Origin of the sequence: Bacillus cereus group sp. BceL220, from assembly GCF_051776965.1 — a bacterium.
GTDB lineage: Bacteria > Bacillota > Bacilli > Bacillales > Bacillaceae_G > Bacillus_A > Bacillus_A cereus.
The window spans coordinates 158,269-183,477 of record NZ_JBPWBC010000003.1; the positions used below are offsets into that span (position 1 = coordinate 158,269).

The window sequence follows — 25,209 nt, forward strand, 5'->3', positions numbered from 1 at the left end:
ACCTATGATTGGTAAACTTCTTTTTTTATTATTGTACCGCTATTACTTTATTTATTTTTTGTAACGGTTTGTAACCGTGTGCTTCAAATGCCTTTGCAAATTCATTTGATACGGCAGTGCCATATAAATCTTTTGCAGCTTGTACAATATGAGATTGAAGTGATTCAAAGTCTTCAGCGGAAGTTGCATAATTTTGCAATGTACGCATAACAACTTTACTTACTTTTTCATTTCCTTGCTTTTGAACAGCAACACCGTTATATGTTTTACCTTCAGCTAATTGATATAATACGTGACTGATAATACCAGAATTCACGTGTGATTCTTGATTATTACCATCGTTATAGAAATCTTGTAAATTTGTATATAATTTATGACCGCCGTCACCAATTTCCCTTGGGATATCACGAATTGTTAGGCCACCTAATGTATCGCCCATAATCCAGTTTCCTTTATCTTTCTTTACGTAATATTCGATTTGTGTACCCCAGAAATCCGCTAATCCCTCGTTTAGTGCAGATGTTTCAGCGCTTGGATATCTCACGACTTTATTTTTCGTCGTGCCACTAAATACAGCATGTCCAAATTCATGAGCTGTTACATCAAGAGCGGATGTTAGTTTTCCGTCTAAACCATCACCAAATACCATTTGGTTCCAAGCGGGATGCCAAAATGCATTTACATAGTCTTCTTTTACACCATCACTAACTTCAGTAGAATCAAAACCGTGTACACTAGCGACAACTTTTGAATCTTTATTGTCGTAACTTTTTAGATTATGTTCTTTCTTAAAGTAATCGTAAATATCACTCATGTTCTTCATAGCGCCCGCGGCTTCTTTATCTGCAAAATTAGGAGTACTACTTGAAATTAGTGTCCCTGGATAACCAGCTTGACTATATCCCCCGAGGGAATCGGCGTAGTTTGCATTATAAATATAAATACCATTTCCGCGTGATAAATCCGCTAAATAAAATTTTCCATCAGTTCCTTTGGCAATATTGAAAGAGATGTTTTCTTGAAGTGCATTTTTCCCAGTTCCTTGCTCACTTGCGGGGGATAATCTAGGTGATGTTACTTGATTTATAGTCTTATTCTCTTTGTTTTTAATGAATTTTTCTTGGAAAAGTACTTCGCCAGTTTTTAAATCAACTATAGCATTGCCGTTTATAATTTGTTCATTGTTTTCATAAGTAAATGTAATAACAGTTGCGAATGTATAATAGCCATCTTTTTTCTTATAAACAACGGTTTCGCTAGAGAATTCTGTCTCAACTGCATCACTTGGAATTTGAACTATATCGCGTAATTTAGATTTTACTTCATTTTTCGACAAAAAATTTGTTATAGTAAGATTAGGTTGTTGATTTAAATTTTGAATAACTTTACCACTAACAGTTGTGATCACTCCATTTTTATCTACTTTTACAATGAGATCTTGGCCATATACTTTATAGTTTTTATATGTTTGTGCAAGGCGAACTTCGGTTTGATTTTCTTTGGTTTCTTTATTTGTAGGTTGGAAATCTACATTTTTTTCAGTAGTGACTTGTTCTTGTTGAGCTTTCGCCCCATTTACCTCACCCTTTAAATACTTTTTAGCAATATTTTCTTTCGTATCATTTTGAGGTTGTGTTAATTTCCCGATTGTTAAACCAGGCTGAGCAATTTCAACTTTGACTGCACTTTTGTCTAATTCTTGAGCATGAATAGCTTCTGTTGATAAAGGACAAAGAAGACCGAATGTAACGAAAGCACTAGCAAGTTTTCTATAATTCATCTATAACACTCCTAATCTATTATTGTATGTGAGATGAATTGTATGAAAAATTTGCCGAATTTTATATATATTATGCATTATTTCATATCAAAAATTGTCGAATTCACATTATTGTAGTGGTATGACAACTTAACAAATTAGATTGTTATAATGGGATGGTGAGTAAGTATGCACGCAGAGAAATTAGGAAGTGAAATTAAGAAAATTAGAGTATTGAGAGGATTAACACAAAAACAGTTATCCGAGAACATATGTCATCAATCGGAAGTGAGCAGAATTGAATCGGGTGCGGTATACCCAAGTATGGATATATTGCAAGGTATTGCAGCAAAGTTACAAGTTCCCATTATTCATTTTTATGAGGTACTCATTTATTCCGATATTGAGAGGAAAAAGCAGTTAAAAGATCAAATCATTATGCTTTGTAAGCAAAAGAAATATAAAGAAATTTATAATAAAGTATGGAATGAGTTGAAAAAGGAAGAATATCATCCTGAGTTTCAGCAATTTCTTCAATGGCAATATCATGTAGCAGCGTATGTATTGAAGAAAAGTGATTATGAATATTGTATTTTAGAATTAAAAAAATTGTTAAATCAACAATTAACTGGGATTGATGTGTACCAAAATCTTTATATAGAGAATGCAATTGCAAATATTTATGCTGAAAATGGTTACTTTAAGAAGGGCATGGAGTTATTTGAAGGTATATTAAAGCAATTAGAGGCATTACCTGAAAATAAAGAGTTTGATGTGAAGGTAAGACATAATTATGCGAAAACATTATACTTAGATAATCAATATGAAGAGGCTCTTTATCAAATAAATAAAGCTATTGAAATATCGTGTCGAATTAATAGTATGGCATTGATTGGGCAGCTATACTATCAAAAAGGTGAATGTTTAGAAAAGCTAGGCTATGATGAGACAGAGAGTGAAGAAGCTTATGAAAAGGCTTATTTCTTTTTTGATATATTAGAAATGCATACGTATAAAGAAAAATTTATGAAAAAAATGACGAAATAAAATAACGCAAAAACTAAATATGCATAATTGCATAATGTATGGATAAATTTTCATGATATATTAAAAGAAAAAATGTGGGTGATGGAATATGAAGAAACTACTTATCGGTAGTCTATTAACGTTAGCAATGACATGGGGTATTTCATTAGCGGATACAGCTTTAGAGAAAAGCCAAGTAATTTCTCATGATGATCAAGAGGTACAATTAGCTTCAGATATGCCTTTTGAGTTTTAAAAAAACAACCGTCTTACTTAGACGGTTGTTTTTTTATGGAGTAACATCCAAACGTCTTTACTAGAAACAGGTTTGCTAATAAAGAATCCTTGAATGTGATCACAATTTTGTCTATGTAAAAATTCCCATTCTTCTTCCGTTTCTACACCTTCTGCAATCACTTCTAAATTTAGTTCTTTTGATAGTGTAATAATGGAAGAGACAATTGCTTCTTCTAAAGGGCTAGTTGTAATTCCACAAATAAACTCTCGAGCAATTTTTAATGTGTTAATTGGATATTTTGTTAAATAAGCTAAAGAACTATAACCAGTTCCAAAGTCATCGATTGAAATTTGAATGCCGAGATTTTGAAGCTGTTCTAGTTTTGCAACTACAGATTGATTTTGATTAATTGCGATGCTTTCCGTAATTTCAATATCTAGTGCTTCTGGTTTCAGTTCTGTTTCTTCCAACACCTTTGAAATAGTTGAGATTAAATCTGCATGGTTAAATTGAACAACAGATAAATTCACACCAACTTTTAAGTGAGAAAAACCTTGATTATGCCATCTTTTTGCCTCTAAACAGGCAGTACGTAAAATCCAATTACCAAGTTCAATAATAAAACCAGTTTCCTCTGCTAGAGGGATAAATTGGGCTGGAGATACGATGCCGAGTTTTGGATGCTTCCAACGTATTAATGCTTCAAAACCGATAATTTGTTTTGTTTTTGTGCTTACTTGTGGCTGGTATTCAAGGAAAAATTCATTTTGTTGTAATGCTTTTGAAAGTTCACCTTCTAAGAATTGAATTTCATTTTGAGCGATACTCATTTCTTTTGAGAAGAAAACAAATCTGTTTTTTCCATTTGCCTTCGCACGGTACATAGCCATATCAGCATTTTTCATTAACTCATTTACATCAGTTCCGTAATCAGGATACATCGCAATTCCGATACTTGGTGTAATAGAGAGTTCTTCGCCTTGAATGAAGAATGGTTTGTTTAAAATAGTTAAAATCTGTTCAGCTATAAAAATTGCACTTTTTTCTGAGTACATTTCTGGTAATAGAATGGTAAATTCATCTCCACCTTGGCGAGCGACGACATCTTTTGAACGCAAGCAACCGCGTAATCTTTTTGCTACTTCAATTAATAATAAATCTCCGACGTCATGACCAAGTCTATCGTTAATTTTTTTAAATCGATCTAAATCAAGGAATATGACGGCGACATCATTTGCGTTAGTTTGGGCTGTATTTAAAATGGCTTTTAAATCTTTTTCGAACTTTCGGCGATTTGGTAATCCAGTAAGTGCATCGTGAAAGGCTAAATGTTCTACTTGTTTTTGTTTTTCATATAAAGTGGTAATATCACGCGCTATCCCAAACATTCCGACCACTTCTTTGTTTATAAAAGTAGGGATAAGTGTAATATGGAGATAATAATAATAGCCTTCTTGTTCTTTTGTACGAACTTCTAACGTTTGTGGCCTACCTTCCTTTGTAATTTGTAAAGCCTTCTTTAGTAGTTCGTGGTCTTTTGAATCAATGAAGTGTACCAGAGAATAGCTTGCCACTTCGCAATAATAGGCAGTAAATAAGCTTTCGCATGCCTTATTAGAGTGTTGAAAAATGCCATTCATATTTAAAGAGAAAACGGCATCGGGATGATCTTCGAATAAAGATTTATAACGTTGTTCACTTTTTGATAATGCAAATGCACCTTCTTCAACTTCATCCTCTAGTTGTGTAGTCAACTGTTCATATGTATGGATTAGTGCTTGATTATCTTTCCACATGTAAAGTTGCCGCAAGAATAACAAAATAAGTGATAATACGAGACCGATTAACATGAACTTATCATCCCAAGGTTGAATGATAATAAAAGAAAAAGTAATAATTATACTAAAATAAGGTAGTATAAAACGTACATAATCGAATCGATAATATTTTGTTTTCGTTTCATGCTGCATTGGTTTATCTAAAATATATAGTATGGAAGAAAGTCCAATTAATAAAATAGAAGCAGTGTGTATTAAATAATTAATTTCAGCAGAAGTTTTCATCCCAAAGTTCAATTGAAACAGATGAATATAACCGTATATGAGTATAATAGTGAAGCCGATAATTAATGCGATTCTACTAGAAGAATATTGTTCTCTTCTATATAGGCTAATAACGGCGTAAATTACTAATGATTGTGCAATGAAATACCCAATTAAAATCCAAGTATCCTTTGTTAACATGCGGAAACTTGAAAGATCTAAGATAAAAGTTAAGGTGAAATAAATGTTCATAATAATAATAAAGATGCTATCGAATGAAAATTGCGAAAGCCCCTTAATAGAGTAATTCTTTATAAACTTTATAGCAAATCCAACAAAGAGCAAAATATATTGTATGATAAAAAAAGGCAATGCTTTATATGAAAATATAGATTGATCATGTATGGAAAGTGAACTAAGAAATAGGGTTATCTCCATAATTAATCCACATAGGCAAGTACATAGTAATAAAATCCAAAATAGTTTATCACTGCGTTTCATTTTCTTAATAGCTTTATATAAACAGTGGCAAGAAAAAAGTGCAGCGAAACAGAATAAGAAAAGAATCCCAATTTCCTTTATATGCGACTCATTTGGAATAAAGAGTATCCAAAGAGCGAATATAGATATGTATATTATGACAAATTGTACATACTTTTTTTGACTAATCATATTATGACTCCGTTTCAATAAAGTTGAATCTCGGGGGAATGCTAATTTAAATAATAGCATATAAAATAGGATGTTTTTTACTATAAAAATTACTTTTTTGAAAAAATGGTGCAAAGTTACAATTTACCACTGTAACTTTGCACCACTTATTCTTTTAATTCCTCTTATAGCAGAAAGTTCATCTATTAATTGGAATAGTGCTAAGTCTTTTTGTTTACTTTCAATCATAATATCGAAATTATGATTGTTTTTTTTTGCAACGTGTAAGAAGGGCTTGATAAACTCTAAATCGATATATTCAGCATGAGCCCTAAATTCTTTTTCCGATCTCGGAGAGGAAATGTGAACTTTAGGAGAGATATTTGTATGTGACCAAGTTTCAAAAATTGCAGGAAGCAACTCTTCTAGTGGTTCCTCGCAAAGATTGGCCATATGATGATGATAATCAAATACAAATGGAATATTTTCTTTTTGGCAAATTGATAAAGTTTCAGCGGTTGTATAGGTTTTATCATCATTTTCAAGAGTCATTTGTTTTTTTATATGTGCAGGAAGTTTTTTTATGTTTTCATGGAAGCGCTCAATTGCCTTTTCTTTATTTCCATAGGCTCCACCTACATGAATATTAATGTAAGAGGAATCTGCAATGCCTATAGCATCTAATACTTTATAATGATAAGTCATATCCGTAATAGCGTTAGTAGTAATATGTGGCTTGTCGCTTGTAAATAGCGTAAATTGATTTGGATGAAAACTTATTCGTAAATTGTGTTCTTTAATTAAAGCTCCTATTTTACGCCAAAGTGGTGTGAATACCCCAATATAGTCAAACTCGACTTCGGGATGTGTTGCAAGTGGGACGATTGAAGACGATAGGCGATATAGTGGGATTTCATGCGCTATATTGTAATGTAGGATACGTATTGTGTGCTCTAAATTTTGCCTTATAACGTGGTACAGTTTGTCTTCTCGCTCTTGCTTGCTGAGTTTCTTAAAGCTTGTAAACGTCATTGTTTTGGCAGGAGAACAGTCCCAGAGTGCCATTGCATGTGAGACATATCCAAACCGCATAATCATATAAGATACACCTCTTTTATTCATTGTCTTTCCTATAAAAAGAAAGCAAGCATTGTTCCAATCCATTCCTTTCCTCTATCGATAAGAGAAGTTGGGTTTACATCGCTATAGGAAAGTATGGATGCATTCTTTAGGTCTTCATGGAATTTATTTTTTACTGTTTGAACGAAATGTTTACTATATAACAGGCAGTTTATTTCATGGTTAATATATAAACTTCTCATATCAAAGTTTGCTGTTCCGATATCACAAATATCATCATCCACTATAATAATTTTGGCGTGAAAAAAACCTTGTTGAAATGCATAAATATTGCAACCAGCCTGTATTAATTTTCGGCAGTATGGGAATTTTGCTTCTCGAACGAGAGGGTGATCAGCTTTTTCTGGAACAAGAATTGTGATTTGAACCCCTCTTTCTCTTGCTTTTAATAAGGCATTCATAATTTTTTTTCCAGGAATGAAATATGGTGTACCGATACAGATTTCTTTTTTTGCTCCGTTAATTAAATGTAAAAAAGTATGCTGTAAATAAGCACCATCAGTCGGAATAAATTGATGCAGTATGGTACCTGGGTTTTGTTTTGGAAAATAAAGAGAAGCATTCAATAAATCCTGTTTCGTATCATCAAACCAGTCATGCAAAAATTGCTTTTGTAAATCTTGAACCCCTTCTCCTGTAAGACGTAAATGATAGTCTCGCCATAATCCTAAATATTCATTATGCCCCAGATACTCTTCGCCGATATTAAATCCCCCGATATAGCCAGTTTTCCCATCAATCACTGTAATTTTTCTATGGTTTCTTTGATTGGCAGAAAAGAAAAGCAGAGGAAATTTTACCTTATGACAAAATGAAAAAGATACACCATGTTTTCGGAGGGAGCGAATAGCTTCGTTTGATAAAGAATGGCTGCCAAATCGATCAAGTAAAAGTCGTACTTCAATTCCTTCCTGAGCCTTATCAATCAGCAAATTTAAAAATTCACGACTGATTTTATCGTTTTTTACAATGAAGAATAAAATATGAATGTGGTGCTGTGCTTGTTTTATATCAGTAAATAAAGCGTCATACAAATCTTTCCCGTATGTATAAAGGTGAAAATCACTTTGACGTAAAGGGAAAGTGCGAGAGCTTACCCGTTTTAAATGAAGAAATCTCCCGTATGAAAGATCAATTGTAATCCAAAGAGCAACGGATATTAACAAAAGAGATAAGTAGAGCATCAGTGAATTCCCTCCTTCGCATTCTTTTCACCTTCAGTGTGTTACAAATGATACGGGTAGCACGGCTGTTATTATAAATTTCATCAGATGATAGTATGTTGCACTGATTAAAGTTTCACTTTATCCCGCTTTAACGGGCAGTAAGCCTCCACCTCAAAAACTGGTGGATAAGTAGAAGTTAGTTTGGAAATCAACTGCCCGTAAAAGCCCTACTGATTAAAGTTTCACTTTATAGTTTCACCGAAATAAACAGCTTTATGAAAAAATGTGTTGTTCTATAACAAAAAACTGTTGACTGAATGCTCACTCATTATATAATGGGGATAGGGGATATAATTCAGAAAATTATATATTTTTGAAGATTCAAAAAAGAAAGAGGGCTTACAAAGAGAGGGGTAGCATAAAAATGAATAGCTTACTGATCATTAATTGGCTGGCTGCCATTGCTGTTATTGCTTATGCAGGATATTTGTTTGTATATCTTATACGGACGAGAATGGCCTACATACAATTAGGAAAAAAAATTGAATTTGACCGTCGTTTTAAAGAGCGTTGGGATCTCCTTAAGGTCAATGTTTTCGGTCAGAAAAAGCTGCTGAAAGATAAGAAAAGCGGCATCATTCACGTTATGTTCTTTTACGGATTTATTCTTGTCCAATTTGGAGCAATTGACTTCGTTTGGAAAGGACTCGCACCAGGATCACATCTTCCACTTGGACCACTATACCCTGCATTTACATTCTTCCAGGAAATTGTCACACTTGTTATTTTAATTGCAGTATTTTGGGCTTTTCATAGACGTTATGTAGAAAAGCTTGTTCGTTTAAAACGTAACTTCAAATCAGGTCTTGTTCTTATCTTTATCGGTGGCTTAATGATTTCTGTGCTACTTGGTAACGGTATGGGACTTATATGGCATGGTGAGGAGCTTTCATGGAGTGAACCAATCGCTTCTGCAATCGCTTACGTTTTTAGCGGGATAAATGAAACCGTAGCCATTTCAGTGTTCTATTTTTCTTGGTGGGTGCATTTACTAATTTTGTTAACGTTTTTAGTCTATGTTCCACAATCAAAACATGCGCATTTAATTGCGGGACCAGCTAATGTATTCTTCGGTCGTCTTTCAAACCCAGGAAAGCTTGAAAAGATTGATTTTGAAGATGAAACACAAGAAACATTTGGTGTTGGTAAAATTGAAGACTTTAGACAAAATCAACTTATTGACTTATACGCTTGTGTAGAGTGTGGTCGTTGTACAAATATGTGTCCGGCAACAGGAACAGGAAAAATGTTATCGCCGATGGACTTAATTTTAAAACTTCGTGATCATTTAACTGATAAAGGAGCTGCGGTAACATCAAAAGCACCATGGGTTCCAGTAGTTGCCTTCAATAATACACAAGGAAATCAGTTAGCGATGATGGCAGCTGGAAAAGGACAACAAGAATCAGCGGCTACAACTCTCGCTTACGATCCGAGTTTAATCGGAGATGTTATTACAGAAGAAGAGATTTGGGCATGTACAACGTGTCGTAACTGTGAAGATCAATGTCCAGTTATGAATGAGCATGTTGACAAAATTATTGATTTACGTCGATATCTCGTTTTAACAGAAGGAAAAATGGACGCGGAAGCACAACGCGCGATGACAAATATTGAGCGTCAAGGGAATCCGTGGGGTCTGAACCGTAAAGAGCGTGAAACATGGCGCCAAGGTGATGACGAAGTAACAGTTCCAACTGTAAAAGAAAAATCAAAAGCTGGGGAGGAATTCGAGTATTTATTCTGGGTTGGTTCAATGGGATCATACGACAATCGTAGTCAGAAGATTGCGATATCGTTTGCGAAGTTAATGAACGAAGCAGGCATTTCATTCGCAATTCTCGGTAATAAAGAAAAGAATTCTGGAGATACACCACGCCGCCTTGGAAATGAATTTGTATTCCAAGAGATGGCGACAAAGAATATCGAAGAATTTGAAAAGGCAGGAGTGAAGAAAATCGTTACGATTGATCCTCATGCTTATAACACATTTAAAAATGAGTATCCGGACTTTGGCTTGCAAGCAGAAGTCTATCATCATACAGAATTGTTAGCTCAGTGGGTGAAAGAAGGGCGCTTAAAGCCTGTTCACGCTATTGAAGAAACAGTTACGTACCATGATTCCTGTTATTTAGGAAGATACAACGAAGTGTACGAAGCGCCACGTGACATTTTGAAAGCGATTCCTGGAGTGAATCTTGTAGAAATGGCACGTAACCGTGAAACTGGAATGTGCTGTGGCGCAGGTGGTGGCTTAATGTGGATGGAAGAAACAACAGGTTCTCGTATTAACGTTGCTCGTACAGAACAAGCATTAGCTGTACAGCCATCCATTATCGGTACAGGTTGTCCATATTGCTTAACGATGATCAGTGATGGAACGAAAGCGAAAGAGGTAGAAGAGAAAGTTCAAACTCTTGATGTGACAGAGATTTTAGAACGATCTGTTATCGGACAGAAAAAAGAAGCGATGTAGTTTATAAGAATGTATACAACTTTAGAAAGAGGTGCAATGATTGCACCTCTTCTCAACGTAGGGATACCGAGCGAGCGCTCAGTGTTAAAAAAAGAAATGGGGGAAAGAAACATGAGTAAAACAGTTATTTTAAGTGCTGCAAGAACACCAGTTGGAAAATTTGGAGGATCTTTAAAAGATGTAAAAGCGACGGAACTTGGAGGAATTGCAATTAAAGCAGCGCTTGAAAGAGCAAATGTTGCGGCTAGTGATGTTGAAGAAGTTATATTTGGAACGGTTATTCAGGGGGGACAGGGGCAAATTCCATCGCGTCAAGCTGCAAGGGCTGCTGGAATCCCTTGGGAAGTGCAGACGGAAACAGTGAATAAAGTTTGTGCATCAGGACTTCGTGCGGTTACGTTAGCGGATCAAATTATTCGTACTGGCGATCAATCACTGATTGTAGCTGGCGGTATGGAGTCGATGAGTAACAGTCCTTACATTTTACGCGGAGCAAGATGGGGATACAGAATGGGCAACAACGAAGTTATTGATTTAAACGTTGCTGACGGTTTAACATGCGCATTTTCAGGTACACACATGGGTGTTTATGGCGGAGAAGTTGCGAAGGAAGATGGAATTTCTCGCGAAGCACAAGATGAATGGGCATATCGTAGCCATCAGCGTGCGGTTTCAGCGCATAAAGAAGGACGTTTTGAAGAGGAGATCGTGCCAGTAACGATCCCGCAAAGAAAAGGCGATCCTATTGTCGTTGCAAAGGATGAGGCGCCACGTGAAGATACAACGATTGAAAAGTTAGCAAAGTTAAAACCTGTATTTGATAAGGAAGCGGCAGTGACAGCTGGTAATGCGCCAGGACTAAACGATGGTGGTGCCGCACTTGTGTTAATGAGCGAAGACAGAGCGAAGCAAGAAGGAAGAAAGCCATTAGCGACAATTTTGGCGCATACAGCAATTGCAGTGGAATCTAAAGATTTCCCAAGAACGCCAGGTTATGCAATTAACGCATTGCTTGAAAAAACAGGCAAGACAATTGAAGACATCGATTTATTCGAGATTAATGAAGCATTTGCAGCAGTAGCAATTGCAAGTACAGAAATCGCAGGAATCGATCCAGAAAAATTGAATGTAAATGGCGGCGCAGTGGCGATGGGACATCCAATTGGAGCAAGCGGAGCGCGCATTATCGTAACACTAATCCATGCACTTAAGCAGCGCGGCGGCGGAATTGGAATTGCTTCGATTTGTAGCGGTGGCGGTCAAGGAGACGCAGTGATGATTGAAGTTCACTAATTAAAGTTCGAGGGTATAAAATTTATTAACAATTAAGGGGGAAGAAAAAATGGGTGTACAAAACATTGTTGTAATTGGTGCAGGGCAAATGGGATCAGGAATTGCACAAGTATGTGCAATGGCAGGGTATGACGTGAAGGTACAAGATTTAAAACAAGAGCAATTAGATAGAGGATTGGCTATCATTACGAAAAATTTAGCGCGCCAAGTAGAAAAAGGACGCATGAAGGAAGAAGAGAAGGAAGCGACATTAAATCGTCTTACAGTAACGCTTGATTTAGATTGTGTGAAAGAAGCGGATCTTATTATTGAAGCAGCTGTTGAGAAAATGGATATTAAAAAGAAAATCTTTGCGAATCTAGATGAAATTGCTCCAGAACACGCAATTTTAGCGACAAATACGTCATCTCTGCCAATTACAGAAATTGCAGCGGTAACGAAGCGTCCGGAAAAAGTAATCGGCATGCACTTTATGAATCCAGTTCCAGTTATGAAGCTTGTTGAGATTATTCGTGGTTTGGCTACAGATGATGCAGTATATGAAGCAATTGAAGATATTACGAAAAAAATTGGGAAAGTACCAGTTGAAGTAAATGATTTCCCTGGTTTTGTATCAAACCGCATTTTGCTACCGATGATTAACGAAGCAATTTATACGTTATATGAAGGTGTAGCGACGAAAGAAGCAATTGATGAGGTAATGAAGCTTGGTATGAACCATCCGATGGGGCCTTTGACGCTCGCTGATTTTATCGGTTTAGATACGTGTTTATACATTATGGAAGTGTTGCATGAAGGATTAGGAGATAGTAAATATCGCCCATGTCCGTTATTACGTAAGTATGTGAATGCAGGATGGTTAGGGCGTAAAACAGGTCGTGGATTCTACGTTTACGAATAAATGCCCCTTTTGTTACAAAATAGTGGTCTTACCAAATTGTTAAAAGGATATATAGCAAATGGAGGCGGAATATATGAACTTTCGTTTTAATGAAGAGCAGCAAATGATGAGGAAAATGGTTCGGGATTTTGCACAGAAGGAAATAGCTCCCTTTGTTCCTAGTATGGAACAAGGGGTGTTCCCGAAAGAGATTTTGCAAAAGATGGGTGATCTTGGATTAATGGGTATTCCAGCACCTGCAAAATACGGCGGGGCAGAAATGGATTTTATTTCTTATATTCTAGCAATTGAGGAAATCTCAAAGGTAAGTGCAACAGTTGGTGTAATTTTAGCTGTACATACGTCAGTTGGAATGAATCCGATTTTATATTTCGGAACAGAAGAACAGAAGAAAAAATATGTTTCTAAACTTGCAACCGGGGAATATTTAGGCGCATTTGCTTTAACAGAGCCAAATGCAGGATCAGATGCAGGGAGTTTGAAATCAAGAGCTGTCAAAAAAGGCGATCATTATATTATTAATGGATCGAAAGTGTTTATTACAAATGGTGGTGAAGCAAGTACATACATTGTATTCGCTTCTACAAATCCAGAGGCAGGGAAAAGTGGTATTTCTGCATTTATAGTAGAGAAAGATACACCTGGTTTAATCATCGGAAAAGATGAACATAAGATGGGGCTCCTCGGTTCTCGTACAGTACAACTTACTTTTGAAGATATGAAAGTGCCAGCGGAGAATTTACTTGGGGAAGAAGGACAAGGATTCAAGGTGGCGATGGCGAATTTAGATGTTGGGCGAATTGGAATCGGTGCACAGGCGTTAGGAATTGCTGAAGCGGCGCTTGCATGTGCGATTGATTATGCAAAAGAACGAGAACAATTTGGGAAACCAATTGCGGCGCAGCAAGGGATTGGCTTCAAGCTTGCAGATATGGCAACAAGTGTCGAAGCAGCAAGGTTACTCGTATATAGAGCGGCGTCTCTTAGGGCACAAGGATTACCATGCGGTAAAGAAGCATCTATTGCGAAATTATTTGCTTCTAAGACAGCGGTTGAAGTCGCGATTGAGGCGGTGCAAGTATTTGGTGGTTACGGTTATACGAAAGAATATCCAGTAGAACGATTTTTCCGTGATGCGAAGATCACGCAAATATATGAAGGAACAAGTGAAATACAGAAACTTGTTATTAGCCGTGCTTTATAAAAGGGCGAGGGGGAGACGGAGATGCATTTTAAACTATCAGAAGAACATGAAATGATAAGAAAAATGGTTCGAGATTTTGCTAAAAATGAAGTAGCACCAACAGCAGCTGAGCGTGATGAGGAAGAGCGATTTGATCGAGAGTTATTTGATCAAATGGCAGAGCTTGGTTTAACCGGTATTCCATGGCCTGAAGAGTACGGTGGAATTGGAAGCGATTACTTAGCGTACGTAATTGCGATTGAAGAATTATCTCGAGTTTGTGCTTCAACAGGTGTAACACTATCTGCGCATACTTCACTTGCAGGATGGCCAATTTTTAAATTTGGGACAGAAGAACAAAAGCAAAAGTTTTTACGACCGATGGCTGAAGGGAAGAAAATTGGTGCATACGGCTTAACGGAGCCAGCATCTGGATCGGATGCTGGTGGAATGAAGACAATCGCAAAGAGAGATGGCGACCATTATATTTTAAATGGATCAAAAATTTTCATTACAAATGGCGGTATTGCTGATATTTATGTTGTTTTTGCGCTAACTGATCCTGAATCGAAGCAGCGCGGTACGAGTGCATTTATTGTAGAAAGTGATACACCGGGATTTTCAGTTGGGAAGAAGGAGAGCAAGCTAGGGATTCGCTCTTCACCAACGACAGAAATTATGTTTGAAGATTGCCGTATTCCGGTAGAGAATCTACTTGGAGAAGAGGGGCAAGGATTTAAAGTTGCGATGCAAACATTAGATGGAGGTCGTAACGGTATTGCGGCGCAAGCTGTTGGTATTGCACAAGGGGCTTTAGATGCTTCTGTAGAATATGCAAGGGAGCGCCATCAATTTGGAAAACCAATTGCGGCGCAGCAAGGGATTGGCTTTAAACTTGCGGATATGGCAACAGATGTAGAAGCGGCACGCCTTTTGACATATCAAGCGGCTTGGCTTGAATCAGAAGGGCTTCCGTATGGAAAAGAATCAGCGATGTCAAAAGTATTTGCAGGGGATACAGCGATGAAGGTGACGACTGAAGCGGTGCAAGTATTTGGTGGTTACGGTTATACGAAAGATTATCCAGTAGAGCGTTATATGCGAGATGCAAAGATTACACAAATATATGAAGGAACACAAGAGATTCAGAGGCTTGTAATTTCTCGTATGTTAACGAAGTAGGAACGAAAGCGTAGGTATTCTCCTACGCTTTTTCCTTCCAAAAAATAATAGAGAGAGGTGAAGGGAATGGTTAAACATAATGTACATGCATCGGTGAAAGATGAAAAATTAGTTGCGTTAAGACGTGAACAAATGATTAAAGGTGCGGTGCAACTGTTTAAACAAAAAGGATTTCCGCGTACAACAACGAGAGAGATTGCAAAAGCGGCTGGATTTAGTATAGGGACACTTTATGAGTACATTCGTACAAAAGATGATGTTTTGTATTTAGTTTGTGATAGTATATATGAACATGTAAAAGAACGATTAGAGGAAGTAGTATGTACAGAAAAAGGGAGTATAGAAAGTTTAAAGGTAGCGATAACGAATTACTTTAAAGTGATGGACGAATTACAAGAAGAAGTATTAATTATGTATCAAGAAGTACGTTTTTTACCGAAAGAATCTCTCCCATATGTATTAGAAAAAGAGTTTCAAATGGTAGGAATGTTTGAGGATATTTTAGAACAGTGTACGGAAAATGGAACATTTATATTAAATAAAAAAGAAATACAGCTTCTTGCACATAATATTTTTATACAAGGACAAATGTGGGGGTTTAGACGTTGGGCACTGCAAAAACTGTATACGCTCGAAGAATATACAGAAATGCAAATTAGGTATGTGTTGCAAGGTGCCCATATGCTTCCGAAATAAGGAACAGACAAATTATTAATTTTATTACCATATAAAAGTTTCCCGTTTTTTTTGTAGCATATTTGTGCGACTTTTGTTTATAATGAATAGTATGGATTTTTTTAGGCAGACCGTTATATATAAGGTTATATTTGATGAAAGGAAGTGCCGCATAAGTGAATTTTAAGCAATATTCACCAGAAGAGCTAAAAGAATGTTCAATGATTGAAGTTGTACATAGCGTTTTAGGGGATAAAAGACAAGCAACGACATTCAACGAGTTGGTTCAAGAAATCGCTCAAGTGCTGGGACTATCTCAAGAGCAAGTTAATGCGAAACTCGCACAATTTTATACAGACTTAAACATCGATGGACGTTTCATTAATTTAGGAGAAAATCGTTGGGGACTACGCAGCTGGTACCCATATGAGCAAATTGATGAAGAAATCTTACCGCAGCCAAAACCGAAGAAGAAACGTAAAGTTGAAGAAGACGGTTTTGACGACTACATTGAAGAAGATGAAGATGACTTTGACGATGCAGACGGAAATGTAGACGAAGAAGATGATGTAGAAGATTTGGACAAGGTTCTTGAAGATGAAGACGGAGATGACGACGATCTTGATGATTTAGAAGAGGATGAAGACGACGACTTCGCTGAAGAAGAACTTGAGTATGATGAAACTGAAGAAGAAGAAGAGGAAGAACTGTAGTTCTTGACTTTTCATTATCGTCCATGTAGAATCATTTTTGGGCTCTTTAAAAAAGGACGATAATACTTTTAAAGTGTAAATATAAAAGAAAATTGCTCCCTACTTGTTACTTTATGTGATGAGGGGAGCAATTTTCTTTTTTGTTTTTTGTTTAGAAAATAAAAAGAGTCTAACAATAAGATGGATACAGTGTTATCTACATACGTTGCGCTTTGCAACGGTGATTATATAACAGCAAAATAGAAGGGAGCTTTTTCATGACTAAGTATATTTTTGTAACAGGCGGTGTAGTATCGTCTTTAGGGAAAGGTATTACAGCAGCATCTCTTGGAAGACTTTTAAAAAATCGTGGTTTAAATGTAACGATTCAAAAGTTTGATCCATACATTAACGTAGACCCAGGGACTATGAGCCCATACCAACACGGTGAGGTATTCGTAACAGATGATGGCGCAGAAACTGACTTAGACCTTGGTCACTATGAGCGTTTTATCGACATTAACTTAAACAAATACAGCAACGTAACAACAGGTAAAATTTACTCTTCAGTTCTTCAAAAAGAGCGTCGCGGTGAATATCTAGGAGGAACAGTTCAAGTTATTCCTCACATTACTAACGAAATTAAAGAGCGCGTATATCGTTCTGGCCGTGAAACAAATGCGGATGTTGTTATTACAGAAATCGGTGGAACTGTTGGTGATATCGAGTCTCTACCATTCTTAGAAGCAATCCGTCAAATTAAGAGCGACATCGGTCGTGACAATGTAATGTACATTCACTGTACGTTAATCCCGTACTTAAAAGCAGCGGGTGAAATGAAAACAAAACCAACGCAACATAGCGTTAAAGAACTTCGTAGCTTAGGTATTCAACCAAACATTATCGTTGTTCGTACAGAACTTCCTGTTTCTCAAGATATGAAAGACAAGCTTGCATTATTCTGTGACATCGATACAAAAGCAGTTATCGAAGCTCGCGATGCAGATACTTTATATGCGGTTCCATTATCTCTTCAAGAACAAAACATGGACCAAATCGTTTGTGATCACTTAAAATTAGACAATCCAGCTGCAGATATGACAGAGTGGACTGCGCTAGTTGATAAAGTACGTAACCTTTCTAAGAAAACAAAAATCGCTCTTGTTGGTAAATATGTAGAACTTCAAGATGCATATATTTCTGTTGTAGAAGCACTTCGTCATGCTGGTTACTCATTCGACACAGATGTAGAAGTAAAATGGGTAAATGCTGAGCACGTAACAGCAGAAAACGTAAAAGAATTAGTTGGCGATACAGATGGTATCCTTGTACCAGGTGGCTTCGGCGATCGTGGTGTAGAAGGTAAAATCGTTGCGATTCAATATGCTCGTGAAAACAAAGTTCCATTCTTAGGAATTTGCTTAGGTATGCAACTTGCATCAATCGAATTCGCACGTAATGTATTAGGTTTAGAAGGTGCTAACTCTTCTGAAATCAATCCTGATACGCCATATGCAATCATTGACTTATTACCAGAACAAAAAGATGTAGAGGACTTAGGTGGTACACTTCGTCTTGGTCTATACCCATGTAAGCTTGCTGAAGAAACAAATGCTTACAATGCTTATAATGAGCCGGTTGTATATGAGCGTCATCGTCATCGTTATGAGTTCAACAACCAGTTCCGTCCGGATATGGAAAAAGAAGGATTCGTATTCTCTGGTACAAGCCCAGACGGCCGTCTAGTTGAAATCATTGAATTAAAAGACCACCCTTGGTTCGTGGCAGCACAGTTCCACCCAGAACTTGTTTCTCGTCCAAACCGTCCACAACCATTGTTCCATGACTTCGTAAGAGCTTCTATTACGAATAAAGAGAGCAAGTAATAAAAAGAGCGCCTGAAATAAGGCGCTTTTTTTAATATTCATTTAACATTTCATCAATTATAAATTTGATTCCGTGATAAGCAAATAAAGCTACTATTAAGCTTGGGAACCCGTAGCGATTACCTTCATCGTCTGGAATAAGACCTTTTAACAGTTTTGTATCAATATGTACGTCTGTATATTGTTCCAGTGATTCCGTACCTTCTTGAAGAGCAGAAATGCCGACAATAGAGTGTCCCTCTTCTTGTAGTTTTTTTGCAATTTCTACAACCGCTTCATCTGTTGAAAAACGGCTAATAAGAAGTACACGATCCGCAGAGGTTACTTCTGCTTCTTTACCATTTTCAAATAAGCGTTTTGCTTGCTTCATTGGTTCAGCACCGAATAGTGCTTCGGCAACAACGCCCTCCATTTCATTTGTACCATATAAATAAATGAAACCATCGCCAACTAGTGCTTGAGCAAGTAAACGAGCACTATCTTCTATATTCATTTCCTCTTTTTGAGAAAATCTGGAGAAATAACCACTTAATTGAGTTGAAAAAATTTTTAACATAATGTTACTCCCTTCGTACGTGTTTGCCGGCTTTCATTATAGTTTATTTTTTTAGAAAGGTGAAATCGTAGGGTAGCATAACAAAATAGGAAACGGTAAAATAAGAAAGAATAGGAAGGAATTTGCCAAAGAATAGCGAAAATAAATCGTTAAGATATAAGAAGCTTTAAATCTTGTACTTACACAGAAAGGTTGGGAATTATGGAAGGTAAAATTTTAATTGTTGATGATCAATATGGGATTCGTGTGTTATTACATGAAGTGTTCCAAAAAGAAGGTTATCAGACATTCCAAGCAGCGAATGGATTTCAAGCTTTAGATATCGTGAAAAAAGATAATCCAGATTTAGTAGTGTTAGATATGAAAATTCCAGGCATGGATGGTATAGAGATTTTAAAGCATGTAAAAGAAATTGATGAGAGTATTAAAGTCATTTTAATGACTGCTTATGGAGAGCTTGATATGATCCAAGAAGCAAAAGATTTAGGAGCTTTAATGCATTTTGCTAAACCATTTGATATTGATGAAATTCGTCAAGCTGTGAGAAATGAGCTCGCTGTAGAGGCGTAAAAATGAATTTTTTATAAAAAATATGGAAAAAAGCGTTTACATGGACTATTGTGCAGGTGAATACGGTTGAGTTTTTGAGTACAAGTTGTTATCCTATTGAGTGTAGAAAAAAGTCCGGTATGTAGATATACATATTTTACCTTATTCTGGTCATACTACCAGCGATAAGAACTTATCGGATACAAAAAACGTTTTTTAGGAGGATTCACCATGCCTTTAGTTTCTATGAAAGAAATGCTAAACAAAGCACTAGAAGGAAAATACGCAGTTGGTCAATTCAACATGAACAACTTAGAGTGGACTCAAGCTATCTTAGCTGCTGCGGAAGAAGAAAAATCTCCTGTAATCCTAGGTGTATCTGAGGGTGCAGCTCGTCATATGACTGGTTTCAAAACAGTTGTAGCTATGGTTAAAGCTTTAATCGAAGAAATGAACATCACTGTTCCTGTAGCGATTCACCTTGACCATGGTTCAAGCTTCGAAAAATGTAAAGAAGCAATCGATGCAGGTTTCACATCTGTAATGATCGACGCTTCTCACCACCCATTCGAAGAAAACGTTGAAACTACTAAACAAGTAGTAGAATACGCACACGCTCGTAACGTATCTGTTGAAGCTGAGCTTGGAACAGTTGGCGGACAAGAAGACGACGTAATCGCTGAAGGCGTAATTTACGCTGACCCAGCAGAGTGTAAGCACCTTGTTGAAGCAACAGGTATCGATTGCCTAGCTCCAGCTTTAGGTTCTGTACACGGTCCTTACAAAGGTGAGCCTAACTTAGGATTCGCTGAAATGGAACAAGTTCGTGACTTCACTGGCGTACCTTTAGTATTACATGGTGGTACTGGTATCCCAACTGCTGATATCGTAAAAGCTATCTCTTTAGGTACTTCAAAAATCAACGTAAACACTGAGAACCAAATCGAGTTTACAAAAGCTGTTCGTGAAGTATTAAACAAAGACCAAGAAGTTTACGATCCTCGTAAATTTATTGGACCTGGCCGCGACGCTATTAAAGCAACTGTTGCTGGTAAAATGCGTGAGTTCGGTTCTAACGGTAAAGCGTAAGAATAAAATTCCGTTTTGGAAACCGTCTAGTCTTTTAGACGGTTTCCTTTCGTTGTATAATGAAAGCGTGAACAAGTCGAAAGATTTTATCATTTTTGGTTTTTAAATAGAAAATAATGTGCATAGTCCTATTAATAAATGTGATAACGTATCTAAATTGATAAAGTGAATTCGATGAATAGTTGATCTTTATCTATTCGTGCTACAGGAGAAATGGAGATAATGGTTTCCTATTTATTGAGTTTTGGGATGGAAAGAGTAATTGAGATTCTTAAGGGGAGCTTTCTATGAAAAGATAGAAAGTAAATACATTCACAAGAAGGGAGCTCAATATGGAAAAATTGCTAATTGAAGGCGGAAGAGCTTTAAATGGAACAATTCGAGTAAGCGGTGCAAAGAACAGTGCCGTTGCATTAATTCCAGCGACAATTTTAGCAGATACTCCAGTAACTATTGGTGGTGTCCCTAATATTTCGGACGTGAAAATGTTAGGTGACTTACTAGAGGAAATTGGAGGGAAAGTAACTTATGGACAGGAGGAAGAGATGGTAGTCGATCCTTCTAACATGGTTGCAATGCCTTTGCCAAATGGAAAAGTGAAAAAATTGCGCGCTTCTTATTATTTAATGGGTGCGATGCTTGGCCGTTTTAAAAAAGCTGTTATTGGGCTTCCGGGTGGATGTCACTTAGGACCGAGGCCGATTGATCAGCATATTAAAGGGTTTGAAGCGCTAGGTGCACATGTTACAAATGAACAAGGTGCCATCTATTTAAGAGCAGATGAACTACATGGAGCACGTATTTATTTAGATGTTGTTAGTGTGGGGGCTACGATTAATATTATGCTAGCAGCTGTACGAGCAAAAGGTAGAACTGTTATTGAAAATGCAGCGAAAGAGCCCGAGATTATTGATGTAGCTACATTGTTAACAAGCATGGGAGCACGTATTAAAGGTGCTGGTACAGATGTAATCCGAATAGATGGTGTGGACTCTTTACATGGTTGTCACCATACTATCATCCCAGATCGTATTGAAGCTGGTACGTATATGATTCTAGGAGCTGCATCAGGAGGAGAAGTAACGGTTGATAACGTTATTCCTCAGCATTTAGAATCAGTTACTGCTAAGCTAAGAGAAGCTGGTGTTCAAGTTGAAACGAATGATGATCAAATTACAGTGAACGGTAATAGAAAGTTAAAAGTAGTTGATATCAAAACGCTTGTATATCCAGGTTTTCCAACAGATTTACAACAGCCGTTTACGACGCTTTTAACAAAGGCGCACGGGACGGGAGTTGTAACAGATACAATTTACGGTGCCCGTTTCAAACACATTGATGAATTACGTCGTATGAATGCTCAAATTAAAGTAGAAGGTCGTTCGGCAATTGTAACTGGTCCTGTGTTACTGCAAGGTGCAAAAGTGAAGGCGAGTGATTTACGAGCGGGAGCAGCACTTGTTATTGCAGGGTTAATGGCAGATGGAATTACAGAAGTAACAGGACTTGAGCATATTGATCGAGGTTATGAGAATATAGTGGACAAGCTTAAAGGGCTTGGAGCAAACATTTGGCGAGAACAAATGACAAAACAAGAAATTGAAGAGATGAAGAACGCATAAGTGATACTTCCGTAAGGGGGAAGCGAAGCATCACTACTTGCGGAAGTACACTTTATAGAAAAACACGGTTCACAAAATACGGCAGAAATACAAAGACTTAAAGGAGAGGGATTATTGTGGAAAGAAGTTTATCTATGGAGTTAGTACGTGTAACAGAGGCTGCAGCATTATCATCAGCGCGTTGGATGGGGCGCGGGAAAAAGGATGAGGCAGACGGTGCAGCAACATCAGCTATGCGTGATGTATTTGATACAATTCCGATGAAAGGTACAGTCGTAATTGGTGAAGGTGAGATGGATGAAGCACCAATGCTATATATCGGAGAGAAATTAGGTACAGGATATGGACCACGTGTAGACGTTGCGGTTGATCCTTTAGAAGGGACAAACATCGTAGCAGCTGGTGGCTGGAATGCTCTTGCTGTTATTGCAATTGCAGACCACGGTAATTTGTTACATGCTCCTGACATGTACATGGATAAAATCGCGGTTGGCCCAGAAGCAGTTGGGGCAGTCGACATTGATGCGCCTATTATTGATAACTTACGTGCAGTTGCGAAAGCGAAAAATAAAGACATTGAAGATGTTGTAGCAACAGTTTTAAACCGTCCACGTCACCAAGCAATTATCGAAGAAATTCGTAAGGCTGGTGCTCGTATTAAATTAATTAACGATGGAGATGTAGCTGGAGCAATTAATACAGCGTTTGACCGTACAGGTGTAGATATTCTATTTGGATCTGGTGGAGCACCTGAAGGTGTATTAGCAGCAGTTGCTTTAAAATGTTTAGGTGGAGAAATTCACGGAAAACTATTGCCACAAAACGAAGCTGAATTAGCACGTTGTAAAAAAATGGGCATAGAAGACATTAATCGTATCCTTCGTATGGAGGACTTAGTAAAAGGTGACGATGCAATCTTTGCAGCAACAGGTGTAACAGATGGTGAACTATTACGTGGTGTTCAATTTAAAGGTAGCGTAGGAACAACACAATCTCTTGTTATGCGTGCAAAATCAGGTACAGTTCGCTTTGTAGATGGTCGTCATAGCTTAAATAAAAAACCGAACTTGGTTATTAAGTAAAAGGTGGAAGCGGCTCGCTCAGAATCGCAGGACATTGGAACTCTCGACCTTGAAGCGCTCTTTGCTTCGAGTGAGAGAGTGAAATGACCGGAGATTCTAGCCGCTGGAACTGGATTAAGTAAAAAGCGTAAGCGGCTCGTTCAGAAAGGTTAAAATGGTCGATCTTTTTAACTATCGGAGCCGGAACTAAATTAAATAAGAAGCGAAGACAAATTTTCTTGTCTTCGCTTCTTGTATTTGTGTTCCAACGTATTGATTAAAACTAGATAAAAGGGTTACAATAGTGAATATTACCCTACTTGAACTTATTGCCTTTCATTATTAATTATTTGCCTTCCGTATTTTTTCCCTTTACCCATGAAAAAAGAGAATAACGTTAAAGTGTGGTGTCTGAATGAATTTGTCAATTGCAGCATTAGAAAACATGAAATTAAAAGAGTTATACGAGCTTGCGAAAGAATTTAAGATTTCGTATTATAGCAAGTTAACGAAAAAAGAGTTAATCTTTTCTATTTTGAAAGCTCGAGCAGAAAAAGAAGGTTTCTTTTTCATGGAAGGCGTATTAGAAATTATTCAATCAGAAGGATTTGGATTCCTACGTCCTATCAACTATTCTCCAAGCTCAGAAGATATTTATATCTCAGCTTCGCAAATTCGTCGTTTCGATTTACGTAATGGAGACAAAGTTTCTGGTAAAGTACGACCTCCGAAAGAAAATGAACGCTATTTTGGGTTATTACAAGTTGAAGCTGTAAACGGAGATGATCCAGATTCAGCAAAAGAGCGTGTGCATTTCCCTGCATTAACACCATTATACCCAGATCGCCAAATGAAATTGGAAACGGAACCGAAAAAGTTACCGACACGTATCATGGATTTAATCGCACCAGTTGGATTTGGACAACGTGGTTTAATTGTTGCGCCTCCAAAGGCTGGTAAAACAAGTCTATTAAAAGAAATTGCACACAGTGTTACAACAAATCATCCAGAAGCAGAATTAATTGTGCTTTTAATTGATGAGCGTCCAGAGGAAGTAACAGACATTGAACGTTCTGTTAAGGGCGACGTTGTAAGTTCTACTTTTGATGAAGTACCAGAAAATCATATTAAAGTAGCTGAACTTGTGTTAGAACGTGCAATGCGTCTTGTAGAGCACAAAAAAGATGTTATCATTTTAATGGATAGTATTACCCGTTTAGCGCGAGCTTACAACCTCGTTATTCCGCCAAGTGGTAGAACATTATCGGGTGGTATCGACCCAGCGGCTTTCCATAGACCGAAGCGTTTCTTTGGAGCGGCACGTAATATTGAAGAAGGCGGTAGCTTAACAATTTTAGCAACAGCCCTTGTTGATACAGGATCTCGTATGGACGATGTTATTTACGAGGAATTTAAAGGAACTGGAAATATGGAACTTCACTTAGATCGTTCGTTAGCTGAACGTCGTATCTTCCCAGCGATTGATATTCGTCGTTCTGGTACACGTAAAGAAGATCTATTAATTCCAAAAGAGCATTTAGACAAGTTATGGGGCATTCGTAAAACAATGCGTGATACACCAGACTTTGTTGAAAGTTTCTTACGTAAGCTTCGTCAAACGAAGACAAACGAAGAATTTTTACAAAACATTGTTGCAGACTCGAAAAGATATGTAACAACTAAGTAAAGGGAAAAGATTGGGACTCGCTTATTTTATAGTAAGCGAGTTTTTTATGCCTTTTAGGTGATATTAAAGAGAGAAATAAGTGGGAGAACCTTAGCTGGTCAGAGCTGAGCGAGCCCCCGTTACTTTTAAGTTAATATCCAGCTCCAGCGGCTAGAATGGTAGGTGGCTTCGCGTCTTCCTACGAGGTAAAAAGCACCTCTACGTCAGAAGCTCCATCCCCCTCCCATTCTGAACGAGCCGCTTCTGCTTTTAAATTGTATCTAGTTCCGACGGCT

The 25,209-nt window shown here is 37.3% G+C and carries 20 protein-coding genes; 15 read left to right on the plus strand and 5 right to left on the minus strand.

The window, feature by feature from the left end; translation table 11 throughout:
• Positions 1–28 precede the first annotated feature (28 nt).
• Positions 29–1,780: a M4 family metallopeptidase gene (locus ACS2FK_RS09850; RefSeq protein WP_063549171.1), complete on the minus strand. Its 1,752-nt coding sequence runs from the start codon at positions 1,778–1,780 to the stop codon at positions 29–31.
• Between the two features lie 168 nt (positions 1,781–1,948).
• Here ACS2FK_RS09850 and ACS2FK_RS09855 point away from each other — a divergent pair, with 168 nt between their 5' ends.
• Together ACS2FK_RS09855 and ACS2FK_RS09860 are read left to right on the plus strand one after the other, a co-directional pair.
• The gene (locus tag ACS2FK_RS09855; protein WP_023523572.1) at positions 1,949–2,806 is read left to right on the plus strand and encodes a helix-turn-helix domain-containing protein; all 858 of its coding nucleotides are present in this window, start codon (positions 1,949–1,951) and stop codon (positions 2,804–2,806) included.
• An 88-nt stretch (positions 2,807–2,894) separates the two neighbouring features.
• Entirely contained in the window at positions 2,895–3,041 is a 147-nt protein-coding gene (locus tag ACS2FK_RS09860) for a quorum-sensing peptide PapR (protein ID WP_000734744.1), read from the plus strand.
• Between the two features lie 17 nt (positions 3,042–3,058).
• Here ACS2FK_RS09860 and ACS2FK_RS09865 read toward each other — a convergent pair whose 3' ends face one another.
• From ACS2FK_RS09865 to cls, 3 genes are all read right to left on the minus strand, one after another.
• Positions 3,059–5,737 (minus strand): DUF4084 domain-containing protein, encoded by a 2,679-nt coding sequence (locus tag ACS2FK_RS09865; protein WP_015055216.1) that lies wholly within the window; start codon positions 5,735–5,737, stop codon positions 3,059–3,061.
• A gap of 123 nt (positions 5,738–5,860) precedes the next feature.
• Positions 5,861–6,814, minus strand: coding sequence for a UV DNA damage repair endonuclease UvsE (gene uvsE / locus ACS2FK_RS09870; protein ID WP_063549392.1), 954 nt, complete (start codon positions 6,812–6,814; stop codon positions 5,861–5,863).
• A gap of 32 nt (positions 6,815–6,846) precedes the next feature.
• On the minus strand, positions 6,847–8,040 hold the full coding sequence (cls, locus tag ACS2FK_RS09875; protein WP_000966410.1) for a cardiolipin synthase: 1,194 nt from the start codon (positions 8,038–8,040) through the stop codon (positions 6,847–6,849).
• 406 nt (positions 8,041–8,446) lie between these two features.
• On the opposite strand from cls, the gene ACS2FK_RS09880 reads away from it, so the two are divergent.
• From ACS2FK_RS09880 to pyrG, 8 genes are all read left to right on the plus strand, one after another.
• Positions 8,447–10,558: a heterodisulfide reductase-related iron-sulfur binding cluster gene (locus ACS2FK_RS09880; protein WP_001086772.1), complete on the plus strand. Its 2,112-nt coding sequence runs from the start codon at positions 8,447–8,449 to the stop codon at positions 10,556–10,558.
• Positions 10,559–10,567: 9 nt separating this feature from the next.
• Positions 10,568–11,851, plus strand: coding sequence for an acetyl-CoA C-acetyltransferase (locus ACS2FK_RS09885; RefSeq protein WP_120459809.1), 1,284 nt, complete (start codon positions 10,568–10,570; stop codon positions 11,849–11,851).
• Between the two features lie 49 nt (positions 11,852–11,900).
• The gene (locus ACS2FK_RS09890) at positions 11,901–12,752 is read left to right on the plus strand and encodes a 3-hydroxybutyryl-CoA dehydrogenase (protein ID WP_000538874.1); all 852 of its coding nucleotides are present in this window, start codon (positions 11,901–11,903) and stop codon (positions 12,750–12,752) included.
• 73 nt (positions 12,753–12,825) lie between these two features.
• Positions 12,826–13,956, plus strand: coding sequence for an acyl-CoA dehydrogenase (locus ACS2FK_RS09895; RefSeq protein WP_001011166.1), 1,131 nt, complete (start codon positions 12,826–12,828; stop codon positions 13,954–13,956).
• Positions 13,957–13,977: 21 nt separating this feature from the next.
• The gene (gene acdA / locus ACS2FK_RS09900) at positions 13,978–15,117 is read left to right on the plus strand and encodes an acyl-CoA dehydrogenase AcdA (protein WP_000545539.1); all 1,140 of its coding nucleotides are present in this window, start codon (positions 13,978–13,980) and stop codon (positions 15,115–15,117) included.
• Between the two features lie 66 nt (positions 15,118–15,183).
• The gene (locus tag ACS2FK_RS09905) at positions 15,184–15,813 is read left to right on the plus strand and encodes a TetR/AcrR family transcriptional regulator (protein WP_000238601.1); all 630 of its coding nucleotides are present in this window, start codon (positions 15,184–15,186) and stop codon (positions 15,811–15,813) included.
• Positions 15,814–15,968: 155 nt separating this feature from the next.
• Positions 15,969–16,505 (plus strand): DNA-directed RNA polymerase subunit delta, encoded by a 537-nt coding sequence (rpoE, locus tag ACS2FK_RS09910; RefSeq protein ID WP_023523567.1) that lies wholly within the window; start codon positions 15,969–15,971, stop codon positions 16,503–16,505.
• 257 nt (positions 16,506–16,762) lie between these two features.
• Positions 16,763–18,370, plus strand: a complete 1,608-nt coding sequence (gene pyrG / locus ACS2FK_RS09915; protein ID WP_063549169.1) for a CTP synthase — start codon at positions 16,763–16,765, stop codon at positions 18,368–18,370.
• A gap of 31 nt (positions 18,371–18,401) precedes the next feature.
• Here the strand turns inward: pyrG and ACS2FK_RS09920 are convergent, their stop codons facing one another.
• Positions 18,402–18,926 (minus strand): DUF2529 domain-containing protein, encoded by a 525-nt coding sequence (locus ACS2FK_RS09920; RefSeq protein WP_063549167.1) that lies wholly within the window; start codon positions 18,924–18,926, stop codon positions 18,402–18,404.
• 201 nt (positions 18,927–19,127) lie between these two features.
• On the opposite strand from ACS2FK_RS09920, the gene spo0F reads away from it, so the two are divergent.
• From spo0F to rho, 5 genes are all read left to right on the plus strand, one after another.
• Entirely contained in the window at positions 19,128–19,496 is a 369-nt protein-coding gene (gene spo0F, locus ACS2FK_RS09925; RefSeq protein WP_000398594.1) for a sporulation initiation phosphotransferase Spo0F, read from the plus strand.
• Positions 19,497–19,706: 210 nt separating this feature from the next.
• Entirely contained in the window at positions 19,707–20,564 is an 858-nt protein-coding gene (locus ACS2FK_RS09930) for a class II fructose-bisphosphate aldolase (protein ID WP_001131856.1), read from the plus strand.
• A gap of 332 nt (positions 20,565–20,896) precedes the next feature.
• Positions 20,897–22,186, plus strand: coding sequence for a UDP-N-acetylglucosamine 1-carboxyvinyltransferase (murA, locus tag ACS2FK_RS09935; protein WP_000413248.1), 1,290 nt, complete (start codon positions 20,897–20,899; stop codon positions 22,184–22,186).
• 116 nt (positions 22,187–22,302) lie between these two features.
• Complete coding sequence (gene glpX, locus ACS2FK_RS09940) at positions 22,303–23,268, plus strand: class II fructose-bisphosphatase (RefSeq protein WP_000442336.1); 966 nt, start codon at positions 22,303–22,305, stop codon at positions 23,266–23,268.
• Positions 23,269–23,662: 394 nt separating this feature from the next.
• Positions 23,663–24,934, plus strand: coding sequence for a transcription termination factor Rho (gene rho, locus ACS2FK_RS09945; protein ID WP_001053903.1), 1,272 nt, complete (start codon positions 23,663–23,665; stop codon positions 24,932–24,934).
• Positions 24,935–25,209: the final 275 nt, after the last annotated feature.

Excerpts from the sequence above, each read along its gene's own strand:
- uvsE (WP_063549392.1), bottom strand. The coding sequence starts at position 6,814 with ATGATTATGCGGTTTGGATATGTCTCACATGCAATGGCACTCTGGGAC.
- ACS2FK_RS09880 (WP_001086772.1), top strand. The coding sequence starts at position 8,447 with ATGAATAGCTTACTGATCATTAATTGGCTGGCTGCCATTGCTGTTATT.
- ACS2FK_RS09930 (WP_001131856.1), top strand. The coding sequence starts at position 19,707 with ATGCCTTTAGTTTCTATGAAAGAAATGCTAAACAAAGCACTAGAAGGA.
- acdA (WP_000545539.1), top strand. The coding sequence starts at position 13,978 with ATGCATTTTAAACTATCAGAAGAACATGAAATGATAAGAAAAATGGTT.
- pyrG (WP_063549169.1), top strand. The coding sequence starts at position 16,763 with ATGACTAAGTATATTTTTGTAACAGGCGGTGTAGTATCGTCTTTAGGG.
- ACS2FK_RS09860 (WP_000734744.1), top strand. The coding sequence starts at position 2,895 with ATGAAGAAACTACTTATCGGTAGTCTATTAACGTTAGCAATGACATGG.
- murA (WP_000413248.1), top strand. The coding sequence starts at position 20,897 with ATGGAAAAATTGCTAATTGAAGGCGGAAGAGCTTTAAATGGAACAATT.
- ACS2FK_RS09920 (WP_063549167.1), bottom strand. The coding sequence starts at position 18,926 with ATGTTAAAAATTTTTTCAACTCAATTAAGTGGTTATTTCTCCAGATTT.
- ACS2FK_RS09885 (WP_120459809.1), top strand. The coding sequence starts at position 10,568 with ATGTATACAACTTTAGAAAGAGGTGCAATGATTGCACCTCTTCTCAAC.
- ACS2FK_RS09855 (WP_023523572.1), top strand. The coding sequence starts at position 1,949 with ATGCACGCAGAGAAATTAGGAAGTGAAATTAAGAAAATTAGAGTATTG.
- ACS2FK_RS09865 (WP_015055216.1), bottom strand. The coding sequence starts at position 5,737 with ATGATTAGTCAAAAAAAGTATGTACAATTTGTCATAATATACATATCT.
- rho (WP_001053903.1), top strand. The coding sequence starts at position 23,663 with ATGAATTTGTCAATTGCAGCATTAGAAAACATGAAATTAAAAGAGTTA.
- ACS2FK_RS09890 (WP_000538874.1), top strand. The coding sequence starts at position 11,901 with ATGGGTGTACAAAACATTGTTGTAATTGGTGCAGGGCAAATGGGATCA.
- ACS2FK_RS09905 (WP_000238601.1), top strand. The coding sequence starts at position 15,184 with ATGGTTAAACATAATGTACATGCATCGGTGAAAGATGAAAAATTAGTT.
- cls (WP_000966410.1), bottom strand. The coding sequence starts at position 8,040 with ATGCTCTACTTATCTCTTTTGTTAATATCCGTTGCTCTTTGGATTACA.
- ACS2FK_RS09895 (WP_001011166.1), top strand. The coding sequence starts at position 12,826 with ATGAACTTTCGTTTTAATGAAGAGCAGCAAATGATGAGGAAAATGGTT.
- spo0F (WP_000398594.1), top strand. The coding sequence starts at position 19,128 with ATGGAAGGTAAAATTTTAATTGTTGATGATCAATATGGGATTCGTGTG.
- ACS2FK_RS09850 (WP_063549171.1), bottom strand. The coding sequence starts at position 1,780 with ATGAATTATAGAAAACTTGCTAGTGCTTTCGTTACATTCGGTCTTCTT.